General features: G+C 41.0%; 19 protein-coding genes. 3 read left to right on the plus strand and 16 right to left on the minus strand.

Annotated features, from left to right (window positions below):
- Nucleotides 1-175: 175 nt before the first annotated feature.
- Entirely contained in the window at nt 176-1,054 is an 879-nt protein-coding gene (locus ACQ93I_RS11325) for an AraC family transcriptional regulator (protein WP_431698631.1), read from the plus strand.
- A gap of 172 nt (nt 1,055-1,226) precedes the next feature.
- On the plus strand, nt 1,227-1,640 hold the full coding sequence (locus ACQ93I_RS11330; protein ID WP_431698632.1) for an OsmC family protein: 414 nt from the start codon (nt 1,227-1,229) through the stop codon (nt 1,638-1,640).
- Nucleotides 1,641-1,649: 9 nt separating this feature from the next.
- Here the strand turns inward: ACQ93I_RS11330 and ACQ93I_RS11335 are convergent, their stop codons facing one another.
- From ACQ93I_RS11335 to ACQ93I_RS11355, 5 genes are all read right to left on the minus strand, one after another.
- Nucleotides 1,650-2,330, minus strand: a complete 681-nt coding sequence (locus tag ACQ93I_RS11335; RefSeq protein WP_431698633.1) for an N-formylglutamate amidohydrolase — start codon at nt 2,328-2,330, stop codon at nt 1,650-1,652.
- A 42-nt stretch (nt 2,331-2,372) separates the two neighbouring features.
- A complete protein-coding gene (locus ACQ93I_RS11340) occupies nt 2,373-3,593 on the minus strand; it encodes a carboxylate-amine ligase (RefSeq protein WP_431698634.1) in 1,221 nt (406 codons plus the stop codon).
- On the minus strand, nt 3,590-5,047 hold the full coding sequence (locus ACQ93I_RS11345) for a RimK family protein (protein ID WP_266068608.1): 1,458 nt from the start codon (nt 5,045-5,047) through the stop codon (nt 3,590-3,592). The genes ACQ93I_RS11340 and ACQ93I_RS11345 overlap by 4 nt, the downstream gene beginning before the upstream one ends.
- A gap of 409 nt (nt 5,048-5,456) precedes the next feature.
- Nucleotides 5,457-7,142, minus strand: coding sequence for a formate--tetrahydrofolate ligase (locus tag ACQ93I_RS11350; protein WP_431698635.1), 1,686 nt, complete (start codon nt 7,140-7,142; stop codon nt 5,457-5,459).
- 105 nt (nt 7,143-7,247) lie between these two features.
- On the minus strand, nt 7,248-9,212 hold the full coding sequence (locus ACQ93I_RS11355) for a monovalent cation:proton antiporter-2 (CPA2) family protein (RefSeq protein ID WP_431698636.1): 1,965 nt from the start codon (nt 9,210-9,212) through the stop codon (nt 7,248-7,250).
- A 197-nt stretch (nt 9,213-9,409) separates the two neighbouring features.
- Between ACQ93I_RS11355 and ACQ93I_RS11360 the strand changes: the two genes are divergently transcribed.
- Entirely contained in the window at nt 9,410-10,093 is a 684-nt protein-coding gene (locus tag ACQ93I_RS11360) for a site-2 protease family protein (protein WP_431698637.1), read from the plus strand.
- Nucleotides 10,094-10,095: 2 nt separating this feature from the next.
- Here ACQ93I_RS11360 and ACQ93I_RS11365 read toward each other — a convergent pair whose 3' ends face one another.
- From ACQ93I_RS11365 to ACQ93I_RS11415, 11 genes are all read right to left on the minus strand, one after another.
- Entirely contained in the window at nt 10,096-10,953 is an 858-nt protein-coding gene (locus ACQ93I_RS11365) for a universal stress protein (protein WP_431698638.1), read from the minus strand.
- Complete coding sequence (locus ACQ93I_RS11370; protein WP_431698639.1) at nt 10,950-12,575, minus strand: BCCT family transporter; 1,626 nt, start codon at nt 12,573-12,575, stop codon at nt 10,950-10,952. Before ACQ93I_RS11370 ends, ACQ93I_RS11365 begins: the two co-directional genes overlap by 4 nt.
- Before the next feature lie 29 nt (nt 12,576-12,604).
- Nucleotides 12,605-13,123, minus strand: a complete 519-nt coding sequence (locus tag ACQ93I_RS11375; protein ID WP_431698640.1) for a hypothetical protein — start codon at nt 13,121-13,123, stop codon at nt 12,605-12,607.
- The gene (locus ACQ93I_RS11380) at nt 13,038-13,745 is read right to left on the minus strand and encodes a hypothetical protein (protein WP_431698641.1); all 708 of its coding nucleotides are present in this window, start codon (nt 13,743-13,745) and stop codon (nt 13,038-13,040) included. Before ACQ93I_RS11380 ends, ACQ93I_RS11375 begins: the two co-directional genes overlap by 86 nt.
- Nucleotides 13,746-13,867: 122 nt before the next feature.
- Nucleotides 13,868-14,416, minus strand: a complete 549-nt coding sequence (locus tag ACQ93I_RS11385; protein WP_431698642.1) for a 2'-5' RNA ligase family protein — start codon at nt 14,414-14,416, stop codon at nt 13,868-13,870.
- 10 nt (nt 14,417-14,426) lie between these two features.
- Nucleotides 14,427-14,897: a hypothetical protein gene (locus tag ACQ93I_RS11390; RefSeq protein ID WP_431698643.1), complete on the minus strand. Its 471-nt coding sequence runs from the start codon at nt 14,895-14,897 to the stop codon at nt 14,427-14,429.
- A 140-nt stretch (nt 14,898-15,037) separates the two neighbouring features.
- Nucleotides 15,038-16,870, minus strand: coding sequence for an ABC transporter ATP-binding protein (locus ACQ93I_RS11395; RefSeq protein ID WP_431698644.1), 1,833 nt, complete (start codon nt 16,868-16,870; stop codon nt 15,038-15,040).
- A 382-nt stretch (nt 16,871-17,252) separates the two neighbouring features.
- The gene (locus ACQ93I_RS11400) at nt 17,253-17,726 is read right to left on the minus strand and encodes a hypothetical protein (RefSeq protein ID WP_431698645.1); all 474 of its coding nucleotides are present in this window, start codon (nt 17,724-17,726) and stop codon (nt 17,253-17,255) included.
- Between the two features lie 91 nt (nt 17,727-17,817).
- Nucleotides 17,818-18,165 (minus strand): hypothetical protein, encoded by a 348-nt coding sequence (locus ACQ93I_RS11405; RefSeq protein ID WP_431698646.1) that lies wholly within the window; start codon nt 18,163-18,165, stop codon nt 17,818-17,820.
- A gap of 130 nt (nt 18,166-18,295) precedes the next feature.
- Nucleotides 18,296-20,182, minus strand: coding sequence for a S9 family peptidase (locus ACQ93I_RS11410; protein WP_431698647.1), 1,887 nt, complete (start codon nt 20,180-20,182; stop codon nt 18,296-18,298).
- A 124-nt stretch (nt 20,183-20,306) separates the two neighbouring features.
- Nucleotides 20,307-20,822 carry a GNAT family N-acetyltransferase gene (locus tag ACQ93I_RS11415; RefSeq protein ID WP_431698648.1) on the minus strand — a complete coding sequence of 172 codons (516 nt, stop codon included), beginning with the start codon at nt 20,820-20,822 and terminating at the stop codon, nt 20,307-20,309.
- Nucleotides 20,823-20,931 lie beyond the last annotated feature (109 nt).

Raw genomic sequence — 20,931 nt, forward strand, 5'->3', positions numbered from 1 at the left:
CATAATCGCTTATCTCCTTTGCAAATAGATCAAAATTGGCACAAAAGTGTTCAAAATTGATATTAATAAGGCTCACTAAAACGTTATAGGTTAAATATGCACCTATAGCGGGTAATTTTGCAGAAGTAGAGTATTTTCATTCAGATTAAATTTCATTCAAACTTTACTCCTATTTATGAATATTAATGTAAAACCTGAACTGGAAAAAATTGAACCTGCTTTTGGAAGTTCTATTTTGTATAGAACCTATAATAAGAACCACCAAAACAGGAAACATACTTTTTGGCATTATCATCCCGAAATAGAACTGGTTTACGTGAATAGAGGATCAGGAAAAAGACAAATTGGAAGTCACATCTCCTACTACCGTGACGGGGATCTTATGTTAATAGGTTCAAATCTTCCTCACTGTGGCTTTACAGATGGGCTTACAGGTAACGAGAACGAAACCGTGATACAGATGAAACCCGATTTTTTGGGAAATAGTTTTTTCGAACTCCCCGAAATGAAGAATATAAAAGCACTTTTTGAGAAGGCAAGCATGGGAATTGTCTATTATGGGGAGTCAAAAAAGGATATTGGAGAGAAAATGGAATCTCTTGAAAATAAACCTCCTTTTCAACGCCTTCTTGGACTTCTTGAAATTTTACATCTAATGGAAACTTCCACGGAATATTCTGTATTAAATGCAAAGGGTTTTCTTTTGGAAACTGAACTACAGGACAATCATAGAATCAATAATATATTCAATTTTGTAAAGGAAGAATTTCAACGCCCTATTAGTCTTGAAGAGGTAGCCGGTAAGGTGAGCATGACTGTACCGGCTTTCTGCAGGTATTTTAAGAAAATTACAGGGAAAACATTTACTCAATTTGTAAACGAGTACCGGTTGGTGCACGCTGCCAAATTACTTCATGAGAAACAGGTAAGCATTACCGAAGTGTGTTTTGAAAGCGGATTCAATAATTTCAGCCATTTCAATAAGCAGTTCAAAAAGTTTACTGGAAAATCTCCTTCGCATTACAGAAATGAACTTAAGGTAGTTTTAACCTGATTGTAGCTAATTCTTTGTGAGAAAATTGTACCTTCAAAAGTCCTGAAATAGTTATAGAAAAGAACATCACTATCATGGGCCGTTTCAACAAAGTATATGAAAGAACATAGCAGTAAACATGTTCGCTACTCCTTTGTTACAAATATGAAATCACTTAAAAACCAAACCTAGTATGAAAAGAAAAGCAACAGCCGTATGGAACGGCACAATCAAAGAAGGAAAAGGAAATTTATCTACCCAAAGTCAGGTACTGCAAAAAACTCCCTATTCCTTTCACACCCGGTTTGAAGATGAAAAAGGAACAAATCCTGAAGAGCTTATTGGAGCTGCACATGCCGGCTGTTTTACAATGCAGCTTTCGGCCAATCTTAGTAAAGAAGAATTTAATCCGGTTGAACTTGAAACAAAATGCGAGATCACCTTTGAGGATGGAACAATTAAAAAGTCTCACCTAATTCTCACAGCCAAAGTACCAGGTATATCACAGGATAAATTTGATGAGCTGGTAAAGCACGCTAAAGAAAATTGTCCTATTTCAAAATTGCTCAATACAGAAATCACTCTGGACTCTACCCTCAACGGTTAAAGTAAATTATTACATCAACCTGGAAAGCGCCTCAAAAATGTCATTTTTGAAGTGCTTTTCCATTTTATTATTTTGAACAAACTTTTGATTAACCTCCAGCTCAATGCCCAAATATTGCTGCGGAAATTTTTGGCGCAGATAAGTAGTAAATCCGTCATCAATCCCCAAATAGGGATAATTGAATCTTACCCGCAAATTTTCATTCTGCTGAAGAAGACTTTCTTCAAATCTTTCACAGAATTTCACTTCACTCTTACGGGCGGGATCAAAGAGCAGGCCAATATCAGCATTTCTTACCTCCCCATTAAGCTCTGGCGTAAAACTATGAACCGAAATATGTACAATTTCTTTGCCTGCTGAAATAAGATCGCCAATCCTGCTTTCAATATAAGTCCGGTATGGGATATAAAAATCTTCCAGAATTTGCTCTTTTTGAGCCTCCTGAAGTTGGGCTGTAAATTCTGAAAAAAGCTGCGGATGGCCCAGCGAACGGTTAGGTTCCACCAAAAGCCTGCTTATCATATATTCCTGCCTAAAAACTGCCAAAGGCGAAAGCTCCTGGAATAGATCTAATGCTCCGGGATCATAACCCCGGTGCGTCTCCAGCACTTCCTGCGCTTCTGAAAACAGTTGTTCATATTCCTGCGGAATTTCATTTCCGGCGTGTTCACAGGTTAGTATAAGATTCAAAGCTTAATTTTAGTGGTTAATTTCAGAATAAATTACTGGTAGTTACACCTCGAAGAACCTGTTTTCCTGAAGACAATTCCCCAATTCCTCATAAACTTTTGTGATCTCTGCTTTAGATGGGTTCTCACCCAAAGTTTTAAGAATCCTGGTTGAAAGGCTTCCGTTCTTCAGCAAGAATTCGATGCTATTTTGGTGCTTTTCAGAAATATTTTCCTTCACAAGTGAATAAATTCTACTCCATAGATCTTTGACAGAACTTTCGGGCTGCAAATCAAAAATATCAGCAAATGCGGCATTTTGAATGATAGTTGCTTCAGCATCTACGATCACATCATTAAAGATTTCAAAAAGGGCATTTTCATGCCACTTTTTTTGATCTTCCAGAGACACCAGTTCTTCACTAACCAGCAACTTAAGGGCTTCAATGATGAGTACTGCTATGGCAACATCAGCTTTTGGGCATTCCTGCAGGTCTATCACTCTTATTTCGATAGCACCACGATCAAAGCGGGCAATAGCTCCCCTTGAATTCAGAAAATGATGATCGAGAATATTCTCAGTATCATGCGGTTTTATTGCCTTATTGATAGGTTCAAAAATTCCGCTGTAATAATCCTTTTTTGAAAAGATTTGTTCGGGAATGACTTTGCCGGTCATCTCCGGAATTTCTTTTTGATTGGTTTTATATACATGCATACGGGCATCTTTAAAGCCGGTAAGTTTTCCCTCAAAAATTGGCGAACTGGCACTTAATCCAGGAATTACTGGTAGCAGGATCCTTACCGCAGCATGTAACTTCTCAAATTCTGCATCTCCCAAAAATGGCAGATTTATATGCATACTTTGAACATTGCTCCAGCCATGCCCCCTACAGTCAAAAATGCGATTGTAGAGTGCGTATATTTTGCTGTAGTTGTGCTGCCACAACTGCATTTCTGTTTCGGGATCCATGAGAGGATGAGCCGCTGTGGGTAACAGTTTAGCATTAAATTCCTTGAGCAAATCGTTGATTTCGCCAACATTTTCAGCAAAAAGATCATTCAGGGTATCAAGATTGGCGGTAGGCCCATTGGTTTTTAATTCCACTACATGTGCTACAAGCTCATTGCTCCATTCTATCTTACCATTTTCTACATCCGAAGATAAAGTACCATTCTTTTTGGTCAATAATTTATCTACAACCGGCTTCACTTTCATTGTGGCAACGTCTACCAACATGTACTCCAGTTCTATCCCGTAAACTTCAAAAAGCTGATAACTCATTCCGATTTCTTTTCAAGGCGGTTCTTAAGAGCAGTAATAATTTCAGTATAAATTTTATCACCGTAGAAACGATCTTCTACCCCAAAATCTATATTTGGATTGTCATTGATTTCTATGACCAGAGGTTTTCCATTTACTTCCTTTACATCAATACCGTAGAGGCCTTTTCCCATAAGCCTGGCCGAACGAAGAGCTACATCCATGATCTTTTTTGGAACTTCATCAATAGACATTACGTCTGCATTACCTTCCTGGTCATCTTTTTTGCTGGCATTCCAGTTGTAGATTTGCCAGTGGCCTTTGGCCATATAGTAACGGCAGGCAAAGAGCGGTTTATCATCAAGAATACCTATTCTCCAGTCATAATCTGAAGGTGTATATTCCTGTGCTATTACAAGTTCAGATTTTTTAAGCATCTCCCCCACCAGTTTTTCGTATTCTTCGGCAGTAGCAGCTTTTTTCACCCCAAAAGAAAAGGTAGAATCAGGGGATTTCAAAACCAGCGGAAGTCCGGTCTTCTCAATAACGTTATTGCGGTTGTCTTTGTGAACAATGATAGTTTTAGGAGTGGGAATACCTGAATTCTCAAGGGCTTCGGCCATAAAAACTTTATTACAGCACTTAAGGATAGCATCGGGATAATCAACGATGGCTATATCTTCCTGTTGGGCTTTGCGGGCAAAAGCATAGGCTTCATTGTTCACCTCTGTACTTTGCCTGATAAAAAGGGCGTCAAAAGACGACAGCCTTGAAAGATCTTTTGGAGAGACAAACTCTACATAAAAGTTCATTTTTTCGGCAATCTCTACAAATTTCTTTAGAGCTTTAGGATTACTTGGCGGCGCAGGATCGTGATCTTGCACAAGGATTGCCAGGTCGTACTCAAAAGTTTCATTTTTAGGGGTATCATAACGCTTCTTTGCAAAATACTGTATGGCAAACTGCCTCATAGCATCCCGGTGTTCATTTGGGATCTCTACTTCAGATAAAGCTTTAATAGATTTGATATTCCACCTGTTGGTGTAAGAGAACTTTACTCTCAAAAATGGTATTTGAAAGTGCCGGTGAAACATAGCACTCAGTTCCCTGTATTTTTGAGCAACATTCTGCCCAAAATAAATACTAAGCGTAAACTCGGCTGACTTAATTCCCTTTAAACTTTTTTGAATAAGATCATCAAATTCATCTGAGACGATCTTAACAAGCTTTGGTTCCCGTAAATCTACCAGGTTCATCACAGTAGGAATTGCGAGATGCCCACGAGCCTCAGCTAAAAGTGAAACATAATACCCTTTACTTTGGTAAGAATAATCCTTACATAAATTAAAAATACGTGCTTTTTTAAGACGGGCATATTCAGGATTTGTAAGATAGTCCCTGGCCGAAATCACCTCCATATTCTCAAGTGCAAGGTTCCAGTTTTCGGGATTATTTACAACTAAAAATTTCTTCATTAAATGGTTTAAATATATTCAAAGGTATATCAAAATTCTTCTGAAAATTCGGTGCCGGAATTTTTTTTCAAAAAGCTTAACTAAAAGTAAAACTTCCTTTTTGAAGACCTTTAAAATAATGGTTTATAATTTGTTAACCTAATATTTTTATCCGACAAACATTTTGCGGCAGATTGCATTGAGGGTTTGAAAAAACTGAAGGTTTGAAAGAGTTCAATGCCTAAAAAGAGCTATATGAACCAGTAAATTTCTCCGGGGCAAGCCCACGGAGCATTTTAGTGGAACACGTTTTCAAACTTTACAACATTTACTAACGAGGCAAGCCTCGGGGTATTTACCCCCCTATGAATAAAAAACCTCCCGGCAAGGCCGGAAGGTTCTTATTCAATGGAAGCAAACAGATCTTGCTCTATATTAGCCCCGAAATATTTCCTTCCAAATCTATATTTATATTCTCTGATGCAGGGTGTGCCGGTAATCCGGGCATACGCATCATATCTCCTGTAATAGGGATCAAAAATCCTGCACCGGCGGCGATCTCAATCTCCCGAACTGTTAGCGTAAAACCTGTTGGTCTTCCTATAAGCAAAGGATTGTCTGACAATGATTTTTGGGTTTTAGCAATGCAAACGGGTAAATGATCTAATTCAAGATTGGAAATAGTTTTTAGATCCCGTCTTGCTTTTGCAGCGTATTCAACCCTATCGGCCCCATATATTTTTTTTGCAATGGTCTCTATTTTATTCATAACCGTATCTTCCCAATCATAAAGTGGTGTAAAGTTAGAGCGGCCTTCTTCAATCGCTTCTACCACCTTTTTTGCCAGATCAAGAGCGCCTTCCCCTCCTTTCGCCCAGCCATCAGAAACTGCAACTTTTATATTCAGTTTTTTAGCCAAGTCTATGATCACCTGTATCTCTTCATCACTGTCACTGTAGAATTTATTTATGGCTATTACAGGAGTGATATTAAAGAGACGGGCATTTTCCAGATGTTTCTCTAAATTGGGTAATCCTTTTTCTAAAGCCTCTACATTTGGAATAGTGAGAGAAGAAAGAGGTACCCCACCATGATATTTTAAAGCTCGTATTGTCGCGGTCATTACCACAACTTTGGGAGTAAGATCGGCGCTTTGACATTTAATATCCAGAAATTTTTCTGCACCAAGATCAAATCCAAATCCGGCTTCGGTGACTGTATAGTCAGAAAGACTCATCCCCATGCGGGTGGCGATCACAGAATTAGTTCCCTGAGCTATGTTGGCGAATGGGCCAAGGTGAATTATGGCAGGGTTCCCTTCTATAGTTTGTACCAGGTTGGGTTTTAGTGCATCTTTTAAAAGTGTAGCCATGGCACCTTCAGCATTGAGATCGCGGGCGTAGATGGCCTTTTTATCAAAGGTATAGCCAATAAATATGTTTCCCAAACGGCCTTTTAGGTCCTCCAGGTTTTCAGCAAGGCACATAATGGCCATAATCTCTGAAGCCGCAGTAATATCAAACCCGCTTTCTCTCGGAATTCCTGAACCTGTTCCGCCAAGTCCTATAACAATATTCCGCAGGGCACGGTCATTAACATCCATCACCCGTTTTAGGGAAACCGTCCGCGGATCAATTCCTAAATTATTTGTTTTTGATTGAATATTGTTATCTACAAGAGCTGCCAAAAGATTGTGAGCTTTTTCAATAGCCGAAAAATCTCCGGTAAAGTGAAGGTTGATGTCCTCCATGGGCAAGACCTGTGAATATCCTCCTCCGGTAGCGCCTCCTTTTAATCCAAACACCGGGCCTAATGAAGGTTCTCTCAGTACTACAGTGGTTTTCTTACCAATCCTATTCATAGCTTCTGAAAGACCTATAGAGACGGTAGTTTTTCCTTCCCCTGCCGGAGTTGGTGAAATAGCCGAAACAAGAATTAGATTGCCTTCTTTTATTTTGTCATAATCAATATTGTGAAGCGGTATCTTAGCCTTGTATTTCCCGTACATCTCAATATCATCTGGATCAAGACCAAGTTTCTGAGCTATTTCTGTAATGGGAGATAATTGAATTTTATGAGCGATATCCAAATCGGTGAGTGGAGAAGTTGTCATCATATTCCTTCAGGCTTTAGATTTACAGGTCAAAAATATGATGAAACTATTGCTCTAATAATGATCACTATCAGGTTTTCGTACTTTTTTCAAACGTTTTCGTCAACTTCAGGTGACTGCTTTATAAAAAGAGTCAATATGCTCCTGATCCCCACTCACAAATACAAGGTCTTCTCTTAGTAATTTGACGTTGGGAAATACTGTTTTTATCATTTGCCCTTTTCGGGAAACCGCGAGGATATTGACCCCATAGTTCTTTCTAACATCAACTTCTTCAATAGTCTTTCCTACTACAGCACCACTATCAGCCATCACTCTCACGCAGCTTATCTTGAAATCGGGAATAGTTGAAGATTTAAATGTCTGCAGTCGTTTATGGGACTGGAAGACCTGGTAATTATCTGCTCTAACCGAATCTATTAAATTTTCCAATTCATCGAGGGGTACAAGAAAATTGGTTAAAACCCGTGAAAAGATTTCAATTGAAGTTTCAAACTCTTCGGGAATTACTTCATCGGCACCCAGCCCAAGTAGGGTCTCTATCTCTTTCACATACCTGGTTCTTACTACTATATGCACAGAAGGAGAAATATGCCTGATATTGGAAACAATGGCTTTTGTAGCGCGAGGATCAGAAATAGCAATAACCACAATACGCGCTTTATTTACATGAACAGCTTCAAGCATGTGCTCCTGCACTGCATCTCCATAAATTATGGGTTCTCCCCTGGCCTTTTGCTGTCTAACGATCTGCGGATTAAGTTCCAGAATCATATAAGGGATATCGGCATATTTAGCTGCTTTTGCAAGGTTAGCGCCATTGATCCCATACCCTATAATAAGCAGGTGATCTTCGGGCTCTTGAGCATCCTGTCGGGAAAGTGAAACTGTCCGATGAGAACCCGGTGCTATTTTTCTCAAAATAAAATTCGTGGCCCTTCCCGAAAAAAGGAAAACAAAAGGCGTGAGGAGCATGGTGAACACCGAAACCGAAAGAAAATACTGGTTCATTTCCTCCAAAAGTAGCCCACTTTCTATACCAATACGGGAAAGGATAAAGGCAAATTCCCCCACCTGGAACAATGCCATTCCTGTCAACAATACAGTTCTTATAGGATATTTAAGGGCTGCTGCGGTAAGGGAAACCACTCCTCCTTTTAATATAAATACCACCACGACCATAAGCATGATCACCGCTGCATTTTTCATAAAGAAGTCCAGGTCTAGCAGCATCCCGATTGAGATAAAGAAAAAACTGATGAACAGCTCCCTAAAGGGAAGAATGGTACTTGTAGCCTGGTGACTATAGTCTGACTCCGAGATAATAAGACCTGCCAGGAAAGCTCCAAATGCAAGAGAGAGTCCTGCAGATGCAGTGATAAAAGCCACTGTAAAACAAAGCGCGATGGTAGCCAGTAAAAACAATTCCTTACTTTTTGTCTGGGCAATAAGGTACATGGCCCGCGGCACCAAATATTTTGCTCCAACATAGGTCAAAGCTAATACCAGGGCACTTTTAAGAACAAGAAGAAGCACTTCATTGTAAAGATCACCTGTAGTTCCGGCCATCATGGGAGTGATCAACATCATTGGCACCACAATCAAATCCTGAAATATTAAGATTCCAAGAGCCATACGTCCATGAGGCGCAGTGATCTCATTGCGATCATACAAGATCTTTAGCACAATTGCTGTGCTGGAAAGTGAAAACAGGAAGCCCATGAATACGGCCTCGTTCCAGGAAAAGCCGAGTACAGAAAATATAAATGCAGTTACGATAATACTCAATCCCACCTGCAGCAAACCACCTAAAAAGACAGTTCTTTTCATGGACGCAAGCTGCTTGATTGAAAGTTCCATTCCAATAACAAACATCAACAGGATCACCCCAATTTCGGAAAGGATCTCTATTTGCTCAGGGTTTTCAATAAGTCCGAAGCCAAAGGGGCCAATAATAATCCCTGTAACTAAAAATCCTAACACCGATGGTAACCTTAATCGCTGTAGTAAAAGCACAACAACTACAGAGAAACCAAGTAGTACCACAATGTCCTGGAGTAATGGAAAATGCATGTTCAATCAAATTTTGTAATGCCTAATTTATTGAATTCTGCCCTAACAAAGGGGATTTATCGGGGATGAATAAGAGATAAATAAAGTTTTAAAAAACCATGATGGCAAGTATAATCCTGTGCTTCAGGAATTTTGTATAGGATTTAAGAATCTACGGTTTCAAATTTTATAAATTATGATCTCCAAAAAATCTTTAGATGTTTGGCATAAGCGACATTCCAAAATTTCTGCTGGCATTTTTCCTGGTACTGCCCCTTATCTCAATCTTACATGAAGCAGGGCACGTGTTCTTTGCCTGGCTTATGGGTGCAAAGAATATCCGTATCGTAGTGGGAAGTGGAAAACCTGTCTTTAATCACGGAATATTGGAAATTAGACAGTATTACTTCTGGTATGGGTTCTGTACCTTCGAGAATATTGAACGCAAAGAGAAGCTGGCGAATATTTTAATTTTTTCGGGGGGTGCTCTTTTTAATCTTCTTAGTACCATCGCAGTGATCCTGTTAGTTGAGAACGATGTTTTAAAAGCAGGAATGCTTACCTATCAATTCACGTATTTCTCCATGTACTATGTTTTCTTTGCTCTCCTGCCCATGCTTTATCCGGGAGGAAATTTTAGTGATGGAAAGGTGATCCTTGAACTTTTAAAGAATAAAAAAGAAGTTGTAAAGGAGCGCACGTATCGGCTAAAGTGTAAAGCTAAAGATAAAGAATGGGAGGTCCTGGATCACCGTAATGAATTGATACAGACCTTTAACAAAGAAGAAGATGCACTTGGTAAAGCTAAAAAATTGGCTCAGGAGCACCGCCCCAGCCGTATTATCAGGATTAAAGGAGATGACGAAAAGGAGATTCAGAATTACCCCCGAATCCCTTTATAGCGTTATTTTACCACCCACAGTGGCACATCCAGGTTTGCATTGAACAATTCTTCGGTCATGGTACCCACAGCGAAGGGAGAAAAAGTGTTCCCTCCTTTGTCTGATACCATAAGTAGATCTACCGGAGAATTCCGAAGGTTTGCCAGTATCTTCTGTGCTGCTCCCGATTCTCTTCCCATGAAGATCAAAGGCTCGATGTTTTCTGAATAATTCAGTTTCTTCAGGAATTTATCAAATTTTTCTTTCACATGCTTTTCCACTTTTGGTCCCATTGATTCGGGTGAAACGTATGGAGAAAACTGTACGGGTACACTGTAAACATGAACCACCTTCAGCAGTACGTTCCCTCCCTCCTGCAGTTCTTTGGTTCTACTGAAAACCTTTCGGGAATCCTGTGAAAAATCGGTTCCTGCCCAAATAACCTCTATTTTTTCATGGGCAGATACAGGAACTGCCAAAAGATCACAACGAAGCAACCTCAGCAGTTTACTACTCACTACTCCCGTTCCTTTCTCATGCTTCTTGTTACCAACCACGGCAAGATTGATACTGTACTTGTCAACGATGTACTTAAGAAGGGATTCGCTGTAAGGGTCTTCAGAAATAAGCACCTCCCAGTTCGCAGGGGCCGAAAAATGTGTTTTTACTTTCTCATTTAATTCATCCCCAATCACCTCATCCAGGTTCACATCCTTCAGGTGTTCTTCAAAAAGCTCAGAGATCTCGTATTTCTTGATATTGTGTACAAAGTAAACGTTCTCTGCCTGCAGCTTTTCAGCAATAAAAGACGAATAGGTAATTAGTTTTTCATCTATAGCTGAAAGATCCAGGGCGACGAGAATATTTTTGATCTTTTTCATGACTGATTTTCTTTATGGGTTCCTCCTCTTTTTTTGATAATATCTGAAATTACTTCTTCATAACTTTCTAATTCCTTCTGCGCCTTTTTCTCTTCAGATTTTAAATATTCATCCCGCACGCCAATATAGAGGGAATAACACATGAAGAGCAGGATAAAAGCAAAAGGCAGCCCTGTTACTATTGAGGCTGTTTGCAGCGCCTGCAAGCCTCCTCCAATTAATAGCACGGCTGCAATAGCACCTTCGGCTACTGCCCAGAAAATACGTTGCCCTACAGGGGCATCTATTTTTCCTCCCGAGGTTAAACTGTCTACTACCAAAGAACCAGAATCTGACGAGGTGACGAAAAAACCGGCGATTAAAATGACTCCGATAATATTCAATACTACAGAAAAAGGAAAGTCTTCAAGATATACAAAGAGCGCTGTGGCCACATTATCATCAACAGCATTAATTATAGTTTGGTCTCCTAAAAGTGCCTGCTGAATAGAGGTACTCCCAAAGGCTGTGATCCAGAAAAAAGTAAGAAGCGAAGGCACAACCAGCACTCCCAGAATAAACTCTTTTATGCTACGCCCCTTTGAAATTCGGGCGATAAACATCCCTACAAAAGGAGACCAGGCAATCCACCAGCCCCAGTAAAAAACGGTCCATGCGTTTTGCCAGTTATTGCCGGTGTAGCTTTCTGTCCAGGACGATATTTCCAAAAAGCTATAGAAATAGCTTCCGGTGTTTTGAACGAAGGACTGAAAAATAAAGATTGTTGGCCCCAGTACTACCACCAGAAGTAACAACAAAACAGCTATTCTCATATTCCATTCACTCAGGAATTTGACGCCTTTATCTACACCCAGCACAACAGAAATTGTGGCGATAGCCGTAATGATCGCAATAAGGCTTACCTGGGTAATGATACCGCTGTCTAATCCAAAAACATGGGCTAGCCCTGCAGCTATTTGCTGTACACCCAGCCCCAGGGAAGTTGCCAGTCCAAAAAGAGTGGCCAAAACAGCAAATATATCAATGAGATCCCCTCTTTTTCCGTAGATTTTATCGCCTAAAACCGGGTAAAAAACTGAGCGTATGGTGAGTGGCAACCCGTGGGAATAAGTGAAATAAGCAAGTGAAAGCCCCACAAGAGCATAGATTCCCCAAGCATGGAAACCCCAGTGTAAAAAAGTGAAATTCATGGCTTCCTGCGCAGCAGCGGGTGTACCTCCTTCTGTTAGCGGCGGATTCATAAAATGTGTTACAGGTTCGGCAATACTCCAGAATAGTAGCCCAATACCCATCCCTGCACTAAAAAGCATGGCAAACCACGAGAGGGTTTTGAATTCAGGTTTAGTGTCCTTCCCTCCTATTCTAATATTTCCGAATTTACTAAAGGCCAGGTACAGCACAAATATTAAGTAGATGTTGACGCATAAAACAAAGAACCAACCTCCGTTATTGGAAACGAAAGCCTGAATAGCATCAAAATATCCTTCGGCCTGCTCCTCGAAAATGAGGGTGAGCGCTATACTTATAATAATGATAATTGATGAAGTGAAAAATACGGGACCATTGACGTTGAGGCCCATTATAGATTTCCTTTCATCACTTCTTACGATCTTTTTTGCCATGGTCTCTAAATTTTAATTCGTTTCCGGATTTAAAAATAATATCCGAAATTAATATTGAACCTTGCCTCCCACTTTGCATCGGGGTTCCCTGCGGCAAAGTCATTCACAAAATTACCGCCCAGCCAGGAATGGTTATATCCGGCGGCATAATCTACGTACGTATACAGGTTACCTGCTGAGATCAATACTCCTGTAACATTCATAAATGAATCTTCAAAAGAAGCCGGCTTTTTCTGCATATACCCAAAATCATTATAGAACTGTAAATTGGATACCGGCCCCCAACTCACCGGTACATCGCGGGCAATTGCAAGGGTGTAAAGATTGAAATCGGAAGCTACATCGTAAGGAGCCCCATAAGCCGCCATGGTAATGATCTCTCGTGATACACCTTCTGCATTATTGGGGTTATGAGAAACAAGCATGGCTTCGGTCTTAAGATTCCACAGCTTATAATCGGCTTCATAATGCGCAGCCAGGGCATAATGATCTCCCTTTCTTTTGGTATTGAATATTATAGAGTCCGCCGTATTGGGCTGAAACTCCAAGTCGCGACTTTAAACTGTCTCCCCATTTATAGAGTAGCTTGATATTTCCCTGATGCACTTCCTTATTATTCCCCGCCACGTCATAAGAATACCTGCTGGGAGAAACTGCTGATGCATCTCCAAAATTTAACTCCTCGGCATTCTTAAAATAGGCTATCTGGTATTCCCATTTCTTCCCCAGGTTCATATACTTTATTCCCATATCGTGATCGTCCTCCAGCCCCATATAATACCCAAGGTTAAAGAACCAGTTGTGGGAATTATATTGCTGTATCCCTAATGGAACCTGGGTGAGGCCTACCTGCAGCTCCTCAGCTTCATTAAAACGGTAACCAAACCATCCCTGCTTTAACATTCCGCCGCCAAAAGCTTCAGAATAATGACGGAATTCGGCATTAACATAGATCCCCCGATATGCAGCTATAGCATTGATCCTGAACATGTCGTAACCAAAGTCTCCGCCCCTGCTTTTCTGTTCGGGTTTCCAGGAAGAAAGGTTGTAATTGAAACGTAATGCACCCCCTATTTTGACTTCAGGGGATTCCTGCGCCTGCACCGGATTCGAAAAGAAGCAGCCCCACAGGAAAAATAAAAAGGATAAAATTCTTAGAGGTTTTTTCACGGAATAGTTTTGAATGAACCTCTAAATTAAGTTGAATAGTATGGAAAGTACCTTTAAAGGCCTATAAAATATTGTTAAGACGCCTGTTCTATGACTTTAAATGTCTGAAAAATGATACAGAATCAATTCTTTTCTGAAAATGGAAAGACTTCCAAAATGTCCCAGGTTTTTCCATTGTGTTTGAAAACTGTTAACGCATCAGCCTGAAATTCAGCTGAAAAAGTGCTATTTTTGAACTCCTGCCACACTTTTGGAAACTTCTTAAAAGTGAGATCGCGCGTGGCTAGAGTAACATGAGGATGCAGCTTCTCCGGATGGTTGGGAGGTAGTAATGCTGATAATTTCTGAAGTAAATTTTCATGCAGACTGTTTACAGGCTCATGGTTTACCACATTGATAAAGATGGTGCGCTGTTTAAAATGCCCAAAATCGCTGAGGGCTATAGAAAATGATCTTTGATCTTGTGAAACTGATCTAAGGCAGGTAATAAATGGTGTTTCCTGGTCTTCTGGAAGCCACACAGGTGGAATAAGAGTAATATGGGCCGGTAATTTGAGTGCATGCACAACCTGAAACTTTTCTTTGATCTCCAGTTTCATATTCTTCACCTGCTCTTTCACTGCTGTGGGAGGAACGATGGCTACAAAATAAAGAGCTCTTGAAAATGCCATTTTAAGAAGGTTATACCATGCGGGTCAATAAGGTCTTACCCTTCATTTTTTCCCGCCTGTCACAAGCCGACCCTATCATTACACCCATTAACAATCCTCCAAGCGGGCTGTAATATTTAAAACTGGATTCTGTATAGAAGAAAAGCAACAAAAGCAGGATGACCCCTGCCGCCAGCCCTACACGCATGCCTAACATGGCGCAATAGCCTTCGGGAACCAAACCAAAATCTGTCCGTAGAAATTTAACCAGATTTTTAAGGTGAGCCTGTAGTTGCTCATCACCATTATTTCCTTCCAGGTTAATGTCTTTGAACATAATATCCAGCTTGTGTTCAAGTGGCGCCAATTTTTCTGGCGGAAAATTCTTGTATTTCACCTCCTGAAGGATGGTACTAAAACGCTGCCTGATCTTTACCGACTCTGTTGTGCCCGGTGCTGCCGTATATCGATCTAACCGTTGAATGGCCTCCTCTATTCTCATTTTTTGAAAGTATGCGCTTGTTACTTATTTGACGCATATTTGAGAAGAAAGTTACTCTAAAAACACCACTTTTATAAAAAACAGCAATTATTTTTAAAAACCCTGTGTGGCGTTGGCCTTAGAAGTAGTACAATTAAAAACTATTTATATCCTGCCGCCTGCAGGTTAAACAATTCCGAATACAGCTTATTGTTTTGCATGAGTTCTTCATGAGTTCCCAGCTCAAGTACAGCCCCATCTTTTAAGACCATGATCCTGTCGGCAATTCGCACTGTACTAAAGCGGTGAGAGATAATCACGGCAGTTTTGCCCCGGGTAAGCTTAATAAACCTGTCAAAAGCTTCGGTTTCGGCACGGGCATCAAGAGCCGAGGTAGGTTCATCGAGAATCAGAACTTCGGCATCTTTCATATAAGCCCTGGCAATGGCAATCTTTTGCCACTGGCCGCCAGAAAGGTCTTTTCCCTGCTTGAACCTCCTGCCCAGTTGTTGATCATATCCAAAGGGCAATTCATTCACAACCTGGTTTGCAAGGCTTTTTTCGGCCGCCCCTTCTATACGGCCCTGATCATTCATTTCGGTGATCTCGCCCATGGCAATGTTTTCCCTGAGGGTGAGTTCAAATTTTACAAAATCCTGAAAAATAACACCAAAGTACCTTTGATAAGCCGCTCTGTCAAATTGTTTTACAGGAATACCATCAAGTAATATCTCACCTTCAGTGGGTTCGTAGAACTGAAGCAGTAATTTTATAAGTGTCGTTTTTCCGGCCCCGTTCTCTCCAACAAACGCAAGTTTCTCCCCGGCTTTCAGCTTAAAATTAATGTTTCTCACCACCCACCTCTCAGACTTCGGATATTTAAATCCTACATTTCTAAATTCAAAGCCCTCTTTAAGTTCCTTCGGAAGCGGAGTTTTACCTCCTGAAGCCGATTCATGATAGGAAAGGTCCAGAAATTCGAAATAATCCTGAAGGTAAAGTGCGGTCTCGGTGATTGCGGTAAAGCGGGTGAAAAATCCCTGCAGCTTTTGCCTTAGGCGGTTAAACGATCCGGAAAGAAAAGTTAGATCCCCCAGGGAAAAAACCCCTGCCACGGTTCTAAAAATAATTAGCACATAAGCCCCATAATAAGCTGTGGTACCAATAACGTTGAAAAAAGATCCCCAGCCGGCACGCTGTTTAGCAAGTTGTTTGCTCTGGGTGTAATAAAGGTCAGACAATCCCTTGAACCTGTTGGCAAGATAGTCTGAAAGGCCAAAAAGCTTCACCTCTTTGGCGGTCACATCACTGGCCCCCGCATATCTCAAATAATCAAGCTCCCGCCGTTCCTGCGTCCAGCTTCTGGCCAGAGAATAACTGGTACCGCTAAATTTAACCTCGTTGATCATGGTGGGAACGATAGAAACCACAAGCAGAATAATAAGCCAGGGTTCAAAAACTACCACTCCCGCCAACAAAGTAGCGATCACTATAATATCTTCGGCCTGGGTGAGAATGTTAGACATCAAGCCAACCCGACCCGTTGTTTGCTGGCGTGCCCTTTCAAGCTTATCATAAAATTCTGAATCTTCCAGTTCATCAAGGTTTACTTCGGAAGTTTTCCTGATGATCTTTACTGAAGTATTAATTGAGTATTGGTCTCCTAATAATGCGTCACTCAGGTTAATACCACGGCTAAAAAGGTCAGACAACACAGCCAGGGCAAATTCGGCCGCCACCAACGCCCAGAGGTGATCAAGTTCTTTGACATCTGCCGCTATTTGTACTACCACCTCGTCAATGATCAATTTTCCCACCCAAAGCATAAGCACGGGCAGCACGGCATTAGTAAGACGAAGAAAAATATTCAGGTAAAAAAGCCGCGGATTGACTTTCCTGATTTCCCCGAAAAATCGCGGTACAAATTTTAGGGAAGCAAAACTCTCCCGGAATTTAAATTTATTGGGTTCAAGCGATTTTTGGGGTCGTGGCAAATTATTAAAGTATTAGGTTAAGTAACGGCTTAAGCCTGCTCAAAAATAGCATTTTTGAGGCAGATTATACTCCGGCAATCCAGTAAGGGAATTGGCGAGAAAGAAAAATTGAAAAGGAAGAACTAAAAGATGCTTCGAAAGGACCCTGGCAGCTAGAAAGCTTCAGTTTATTAATATTTCGATCCAATTTTGCTTCAAAATACCGAATTTTCACTTCCGGAAGGATTTTCCTTCAGTAGTTTTTATTTCAGTCTTGAAGGAAAATATTTTCAGAAATCAGTGAACACAGAGATTTCAGAAAAGAGCATTTAAAAATGCCATTTTTGAGACCACAGAAGATCACTTCACGGAAAAATTCCGAAGAAATTTCAGAAAGAAATCATTAGACAAAGTACCAGCCGTGACTGCCTGCCACGGCTCCAAAAATGGTGATAAGGCTTAACACCAGTAAAACCCAGTGGGCGCGGTGAATAATCCTAAAAGCCTTTTCGGGGTCTTCTGCAGCGTATTTCCTGAATAAGCTGTGTAAAAAGAAAGGTTCAAGAATAAAGAGGATCACCGTGAAAATGATCCATACCAGGATCATTGCGTGAATCCACCAGAACTGCAGGTCAAGCAGTCTTTCCCAGCCGTAAAGGTGCAGCATATAGAAACCTGTAATTGCTGTGAGCAGAGTGGTGATTTTTGCCTGTAGCGAAAATCTTCCTTCAATCTTTTCAAAGGTTTCCATCTGTTCTTCCCTGGAACTCATTCTCTTTACCGCCGGAATGATTACGGTAGTGACCATAAAAACTCCACCTATCCACACAACAACTGCCAGGACGTGAAGTACACGGGCCAGGGTTAAATATTCCATAGTGGGAGTGCTCTTTTTAAAGGTTTAATGCTGATAAAATTAGAGGAAACAGCCATGCCTCCTCCCAGGCATAGCATATCTCTCAAAAATGTTATTCATCCTTGTTTTTATCACCATTTACAGGTCCGGCTTCGGCAAGGTAAAAGTGATCAAGGCTGAAAATAAAGGTAGCCCAAATGATAACGAGCACCACCGAAACTGTGATGCTTACCGTGCGGCCCAGGTAATATCCCATGAAAAAATCGGTAAGGATTGGCAGGGCTGCGGCGGGCAAAATTCCCACAACGGCAAGTAAAATTCTCCTGCGGGCATCTACAATTAGTTCTGCTCCACAATTTCTACATTCCCAGGGGGAAAACACATTCTGAAAAAAGTGCTTTTTAAGGTGCAGCCAAAAAGAATACTTGTAACCACAGTTAGGACAGGTTCTTGCTTTCATAATGTGTAATTTATTGCGGGAGGCAAAAGTATTGAAGTTTCTTATAATAAGTTAAAACTTTTAAAAATAATCGATTTGACTGAGCGCTAAAACTTTCCCGAAAAAGCATTAGCACTCAGTTATTTACTTTTTATTTCAGTGTTTCTTCAAGCCATTTGAAAAATTCCGTCTGCCATACAATCGCGTTTTGCGGATTTAAGATCCAGTGGTTTTCCATAGGAAAATACAACAGTTTACTTTTGATGCCACGTAACTGAGCTGCCTGGAAAGCTTCCAGCCCCTGCCCTATGGGTACGCGAAAATCTTTTCCGCCCTGTACGATCATTATAGGCGTATCCCATTTTTGTACAAAATTCACCGGGTTAAAATCGGTATAGGCTTTGGGAGCCGGGTCTTGCCAGTAAGCGCCACCCATATCTTTATTCACAAAGAAAAGTTCTTCTGTAGTACCATACATGCTGCGGGTATTGAAAATTCCGTCGTGGGCAATAAAGCTTTTAAATCGGCCTTCATGCATTCCGGCAAGAAAAAATACGGAATAACCACCGTAGCTTGCACCTACTGCACCCAGGCGGTCTTTATCTACATATTCCTCTTTACTTACGGCATCAATAGCCGATAAATAATCCTGAATATTTTGTCCGCCCCAGTCGCCGCTTATTTGCTCATTCCATGCTACGCCATGGCCGGGCATTCCCCTGCGGTTTGGTGCTACCACGATATATCCGTTTGCAGCCATTAACTGGAAGTTCCACCTAAAGGAATAGAACTGCGACAAAGCCGATTGTGGGCCGCCCTGCAGGTAAAGAAGGGTCGGGTACTTTTTATTGGGATCAAAATCGGGAGGATAGATCACCCAGGTAAGCATCTCCTTCCCATCGGTAGTGGGAACCATCCGCTTTTCAACCCTACTCATTTTTATTCCCTCATAGAACTCGTCGTTCACATGGGTAAGCTGGGTAAGGTCTCCTGTTTTGAGATTAACCGTATAAATTTCGGCTGCGTGGTTCATGTCGGTCCTGGTGACTACCAGGGTATTTCCCGATTGCCCTATCATTCCCGTAAGATCAAATTGCCCTTCCGTGATCTGCTTAACTTCAGAAGCTTTTTTGGAGAATGGATCAATTTCAAAAAGCTGCTGGGTGCCTTTTACAGGTGCCAGAAAATAGATCTTTTTGCCATCATTACTCCACAAAAAGCTATTCACTGTTCCGTCCCATTGCTTGGTAAGATTTATTTTGCGGCCGTCTCTCAACACGATAATGTCATTCTTATCGGCTTCATATCCGGGTTCGTCCATTTGCAGCCAGGCCAGAACACCATTTTTGGAAAACGCTGGCTGAGTGTCGTAACCTTTATTTTCTGAAGTAAGATTTTCGGTAGTTCCTGTAGCTATATCATAGACATAGATGTCGGTATTTGTGCTAACGGCATAATCTTTTCCTTTAAGCTTCTTAGACACATAGTACACTTTGGTGCCATCATTGTTCCAGATATAATCTTCGGGCCCTCCAAAAGGTTGCAAAGGAGTATCGTGAGGTTCGCCTTCCATAATATCGATCTCTGCCTGGGTTGAAGTATTGTGAAGGAATAAATGGCTGTAATGCCCATCTTCCCAGGTATCCCAATGCCGATAATTGAGGTCGTCATAAATATATACGTCAGATTTTTTGAGATCGGGGTAGAAATCTTCTCCTGTAACAGGCTCCACTTCCACTTGCTTCGGAATGATCTTCCATTCCCCTGTAGGTGAAGTTTTTCCGTCGCTGTAAATGCTGTCGATACTTTTCACCGAAACCGGCTCTCCTCCTTTTAGCGGGATTACAAAAGTTTCTGAAGTGCCTTGGTTTTTAACCAGATCATAAGATCGGGTCCTAAAAATGACACTTTTGCCATCCTTTGTCAATCCAACCCCCGATACGCGATCAATAGACCACAGCTTCTCTGGGGTCATTACCTGGGCTTTCGCGCTAAAGCCGAAGGCTATTAAGAACAGAAGGATAAAAGAGTTTTTCATGTTTGAATTTATTTTAGAACCGGGAAATTTCCCTGGGAACATTATAGGGTAAAAGCCGTTAAATTGATGTGTTAAAAATAAGAAAAAAGCCTGATGTAGAGAGGTGAAAATTTCTTGTAACCAATTAGGGCAGGCGAAACAGAAGTACCTTCTCCTCTTCTCCTGGAAAGCTAATTTCTTCAGAACAATGCATTCCCAGTTTTTCCAGCAGCTTTTGAGAAGCGAGATTTTCTTTAGAAGTTATGCCGGTGATCTTTGATTGAGGTAGTTCTGCCTTTGCAAACCTTAAGAGGCACGATGCAGCTTCAAACCCATAGCCCTGTTGCTCATATTGGGGTAAAAAGGCAAAACCTATATCGAGATCACTAAAGCCGCTCCTGGCATTGAGGCCGCAAGTTCCCAACTTTGCCCCATCGGCTTTGCGAATCACAACGTTATTGGTAAAACCCAATTTTTTGAGCTGCGGGAGCATTTTTTCGACAATATATTCTTCAGCTTTTGGGATACTGGTAATATTGCGATCTCCAATGTGTTCCAGCCATTTTGGGGTATTGAGAAGCTCGTAAATAAATGCAGCATCTTCTCTCCCGGCAGGCCTTAGATAAAGCCTTTCCGTTTCATAAAAGGAAACAGGTCTCATGAAAAAACAGAAGGGATTTTTGTCATTTTTGGATAGTTTACTCAGGCCTTTCAGCCGGTAGTTTGCTGAAATACTTCAGTAGGATCGAATTTCGCTTTTAGCAATATTA

It is taken from the genome of Salinimicrobium sp. WS361 (genome assembly GCF_050750585.1).
Taxonomy (GTDB): domain Bacteria; phylum Bacteroidota; class Bacteroidia; order Flavobacteriales; family Flavobacteriaceae; genus Salinimicrobium.

Coding starts and splice junctions, on each gene's coding strand:
- ACQ93I_RS11325 (WP_431698631.1), top strand. CDS start 176: ATGAATATTAATGTAAAACCTGAACTGGAAAAAATTGAACCTGCTTTT.
- ACQ93I_RS11330 (WP_431698632.1), top strand. CDS start 1,227: ATGAAAAGAAAAGCAACAGCCGTATGGAACGGCACAATCAAAGAAGGA.
- ACQ93I_RS11340 (WP_431698634.1), bottom strand. CDS start 3,593: ATGAGTTATCAGCTTTTTGAAGTTTACGGGATAGAACTGGAGTACATG.
- ACQ93I_RS11345 (WP_266068608.1), bottom strand. CDS start 5,047: ATGAAGAAATTTTTAGTTGTAAATAATCCCGAAAACTGGAACCTTGCA.
- ACQ93I_RS11350 (WP_431698635.1), bottom strand. CDS start 7,142: ATGATGACAACTTCTCCACTCACCGATTTGGATATCGCTCATAAAATT.
- ACQ93I_RS11355 (WP_431698636.1), bottom strand. CDS start 9,212: ATGCATTTTCCATTACTCCAGGACATTGTGGTACTACTTGGTTTCTCT.
- ACQ93I_RS11360 (WP_431698637.1), top strand. CDS start 9,410: ATGTTTGGCATAAGCGACATTCCAAAATTTCTGCTGGCATTTTTCCTG.
- ACQ93I_RS11365 (WP_431698638.1), bottom strand. CDS start 10,953: ATGAAAAAGATCAAAAATATTCTCGTCGCCCTGGATCTTTCAGCTATA.
- ACQ93I_RS11370 (WP_431698639.1), bottom strand. CDS start 12,575: ATGGCAAAAAAGATCGTAAGAAGTGATGAAAGGAAATCTATAATGGGC.
- ACQ93I_RS11385 (WP_431698642.1), bottom strand. CDS start 14,416: ATGGCATTTTCAAGAGCTCTTTATTTTGTAGCCATCGTTCCTCCCACA.
- ACQ93I_RS11390 (WP_431698643.1), bottom strand. CDS start 14,897: ATGAGAATAGAGGAGGCCATTCAACGGTTAGATCGATATACGGCAGCA.
- ACQ93I_RS11400 (WP_431698645.1), bottom strand. CDS start 17,726: ATGGAATATTTAACCCTGGCCCGTGTACTTCACGTCCTGGCAGTTGTT.
- ACQ93I_RS11405 (WP_431698646.1), bottom strand. CDS start 18,165: ATGAAAGCAAGAACCTGTCCTAACTGTGGTTACAAGTATTCTTTTTGG.
- ACQ93I_RS11410 (WP_431698647.1), bottom strand. CDS start 20,182: ATGAAAAACTCTTTTATCCTTCTGTTCTTAATAGCCTTCGGCTTTAGC.
- ACQ93I_RS11415 (WP_431698648.1), bottom strand. CDS start 20,822: ATGAGACCTGTTTCCTTTTATGAAACGGAAAGGCTTTATCTAAGGCCT.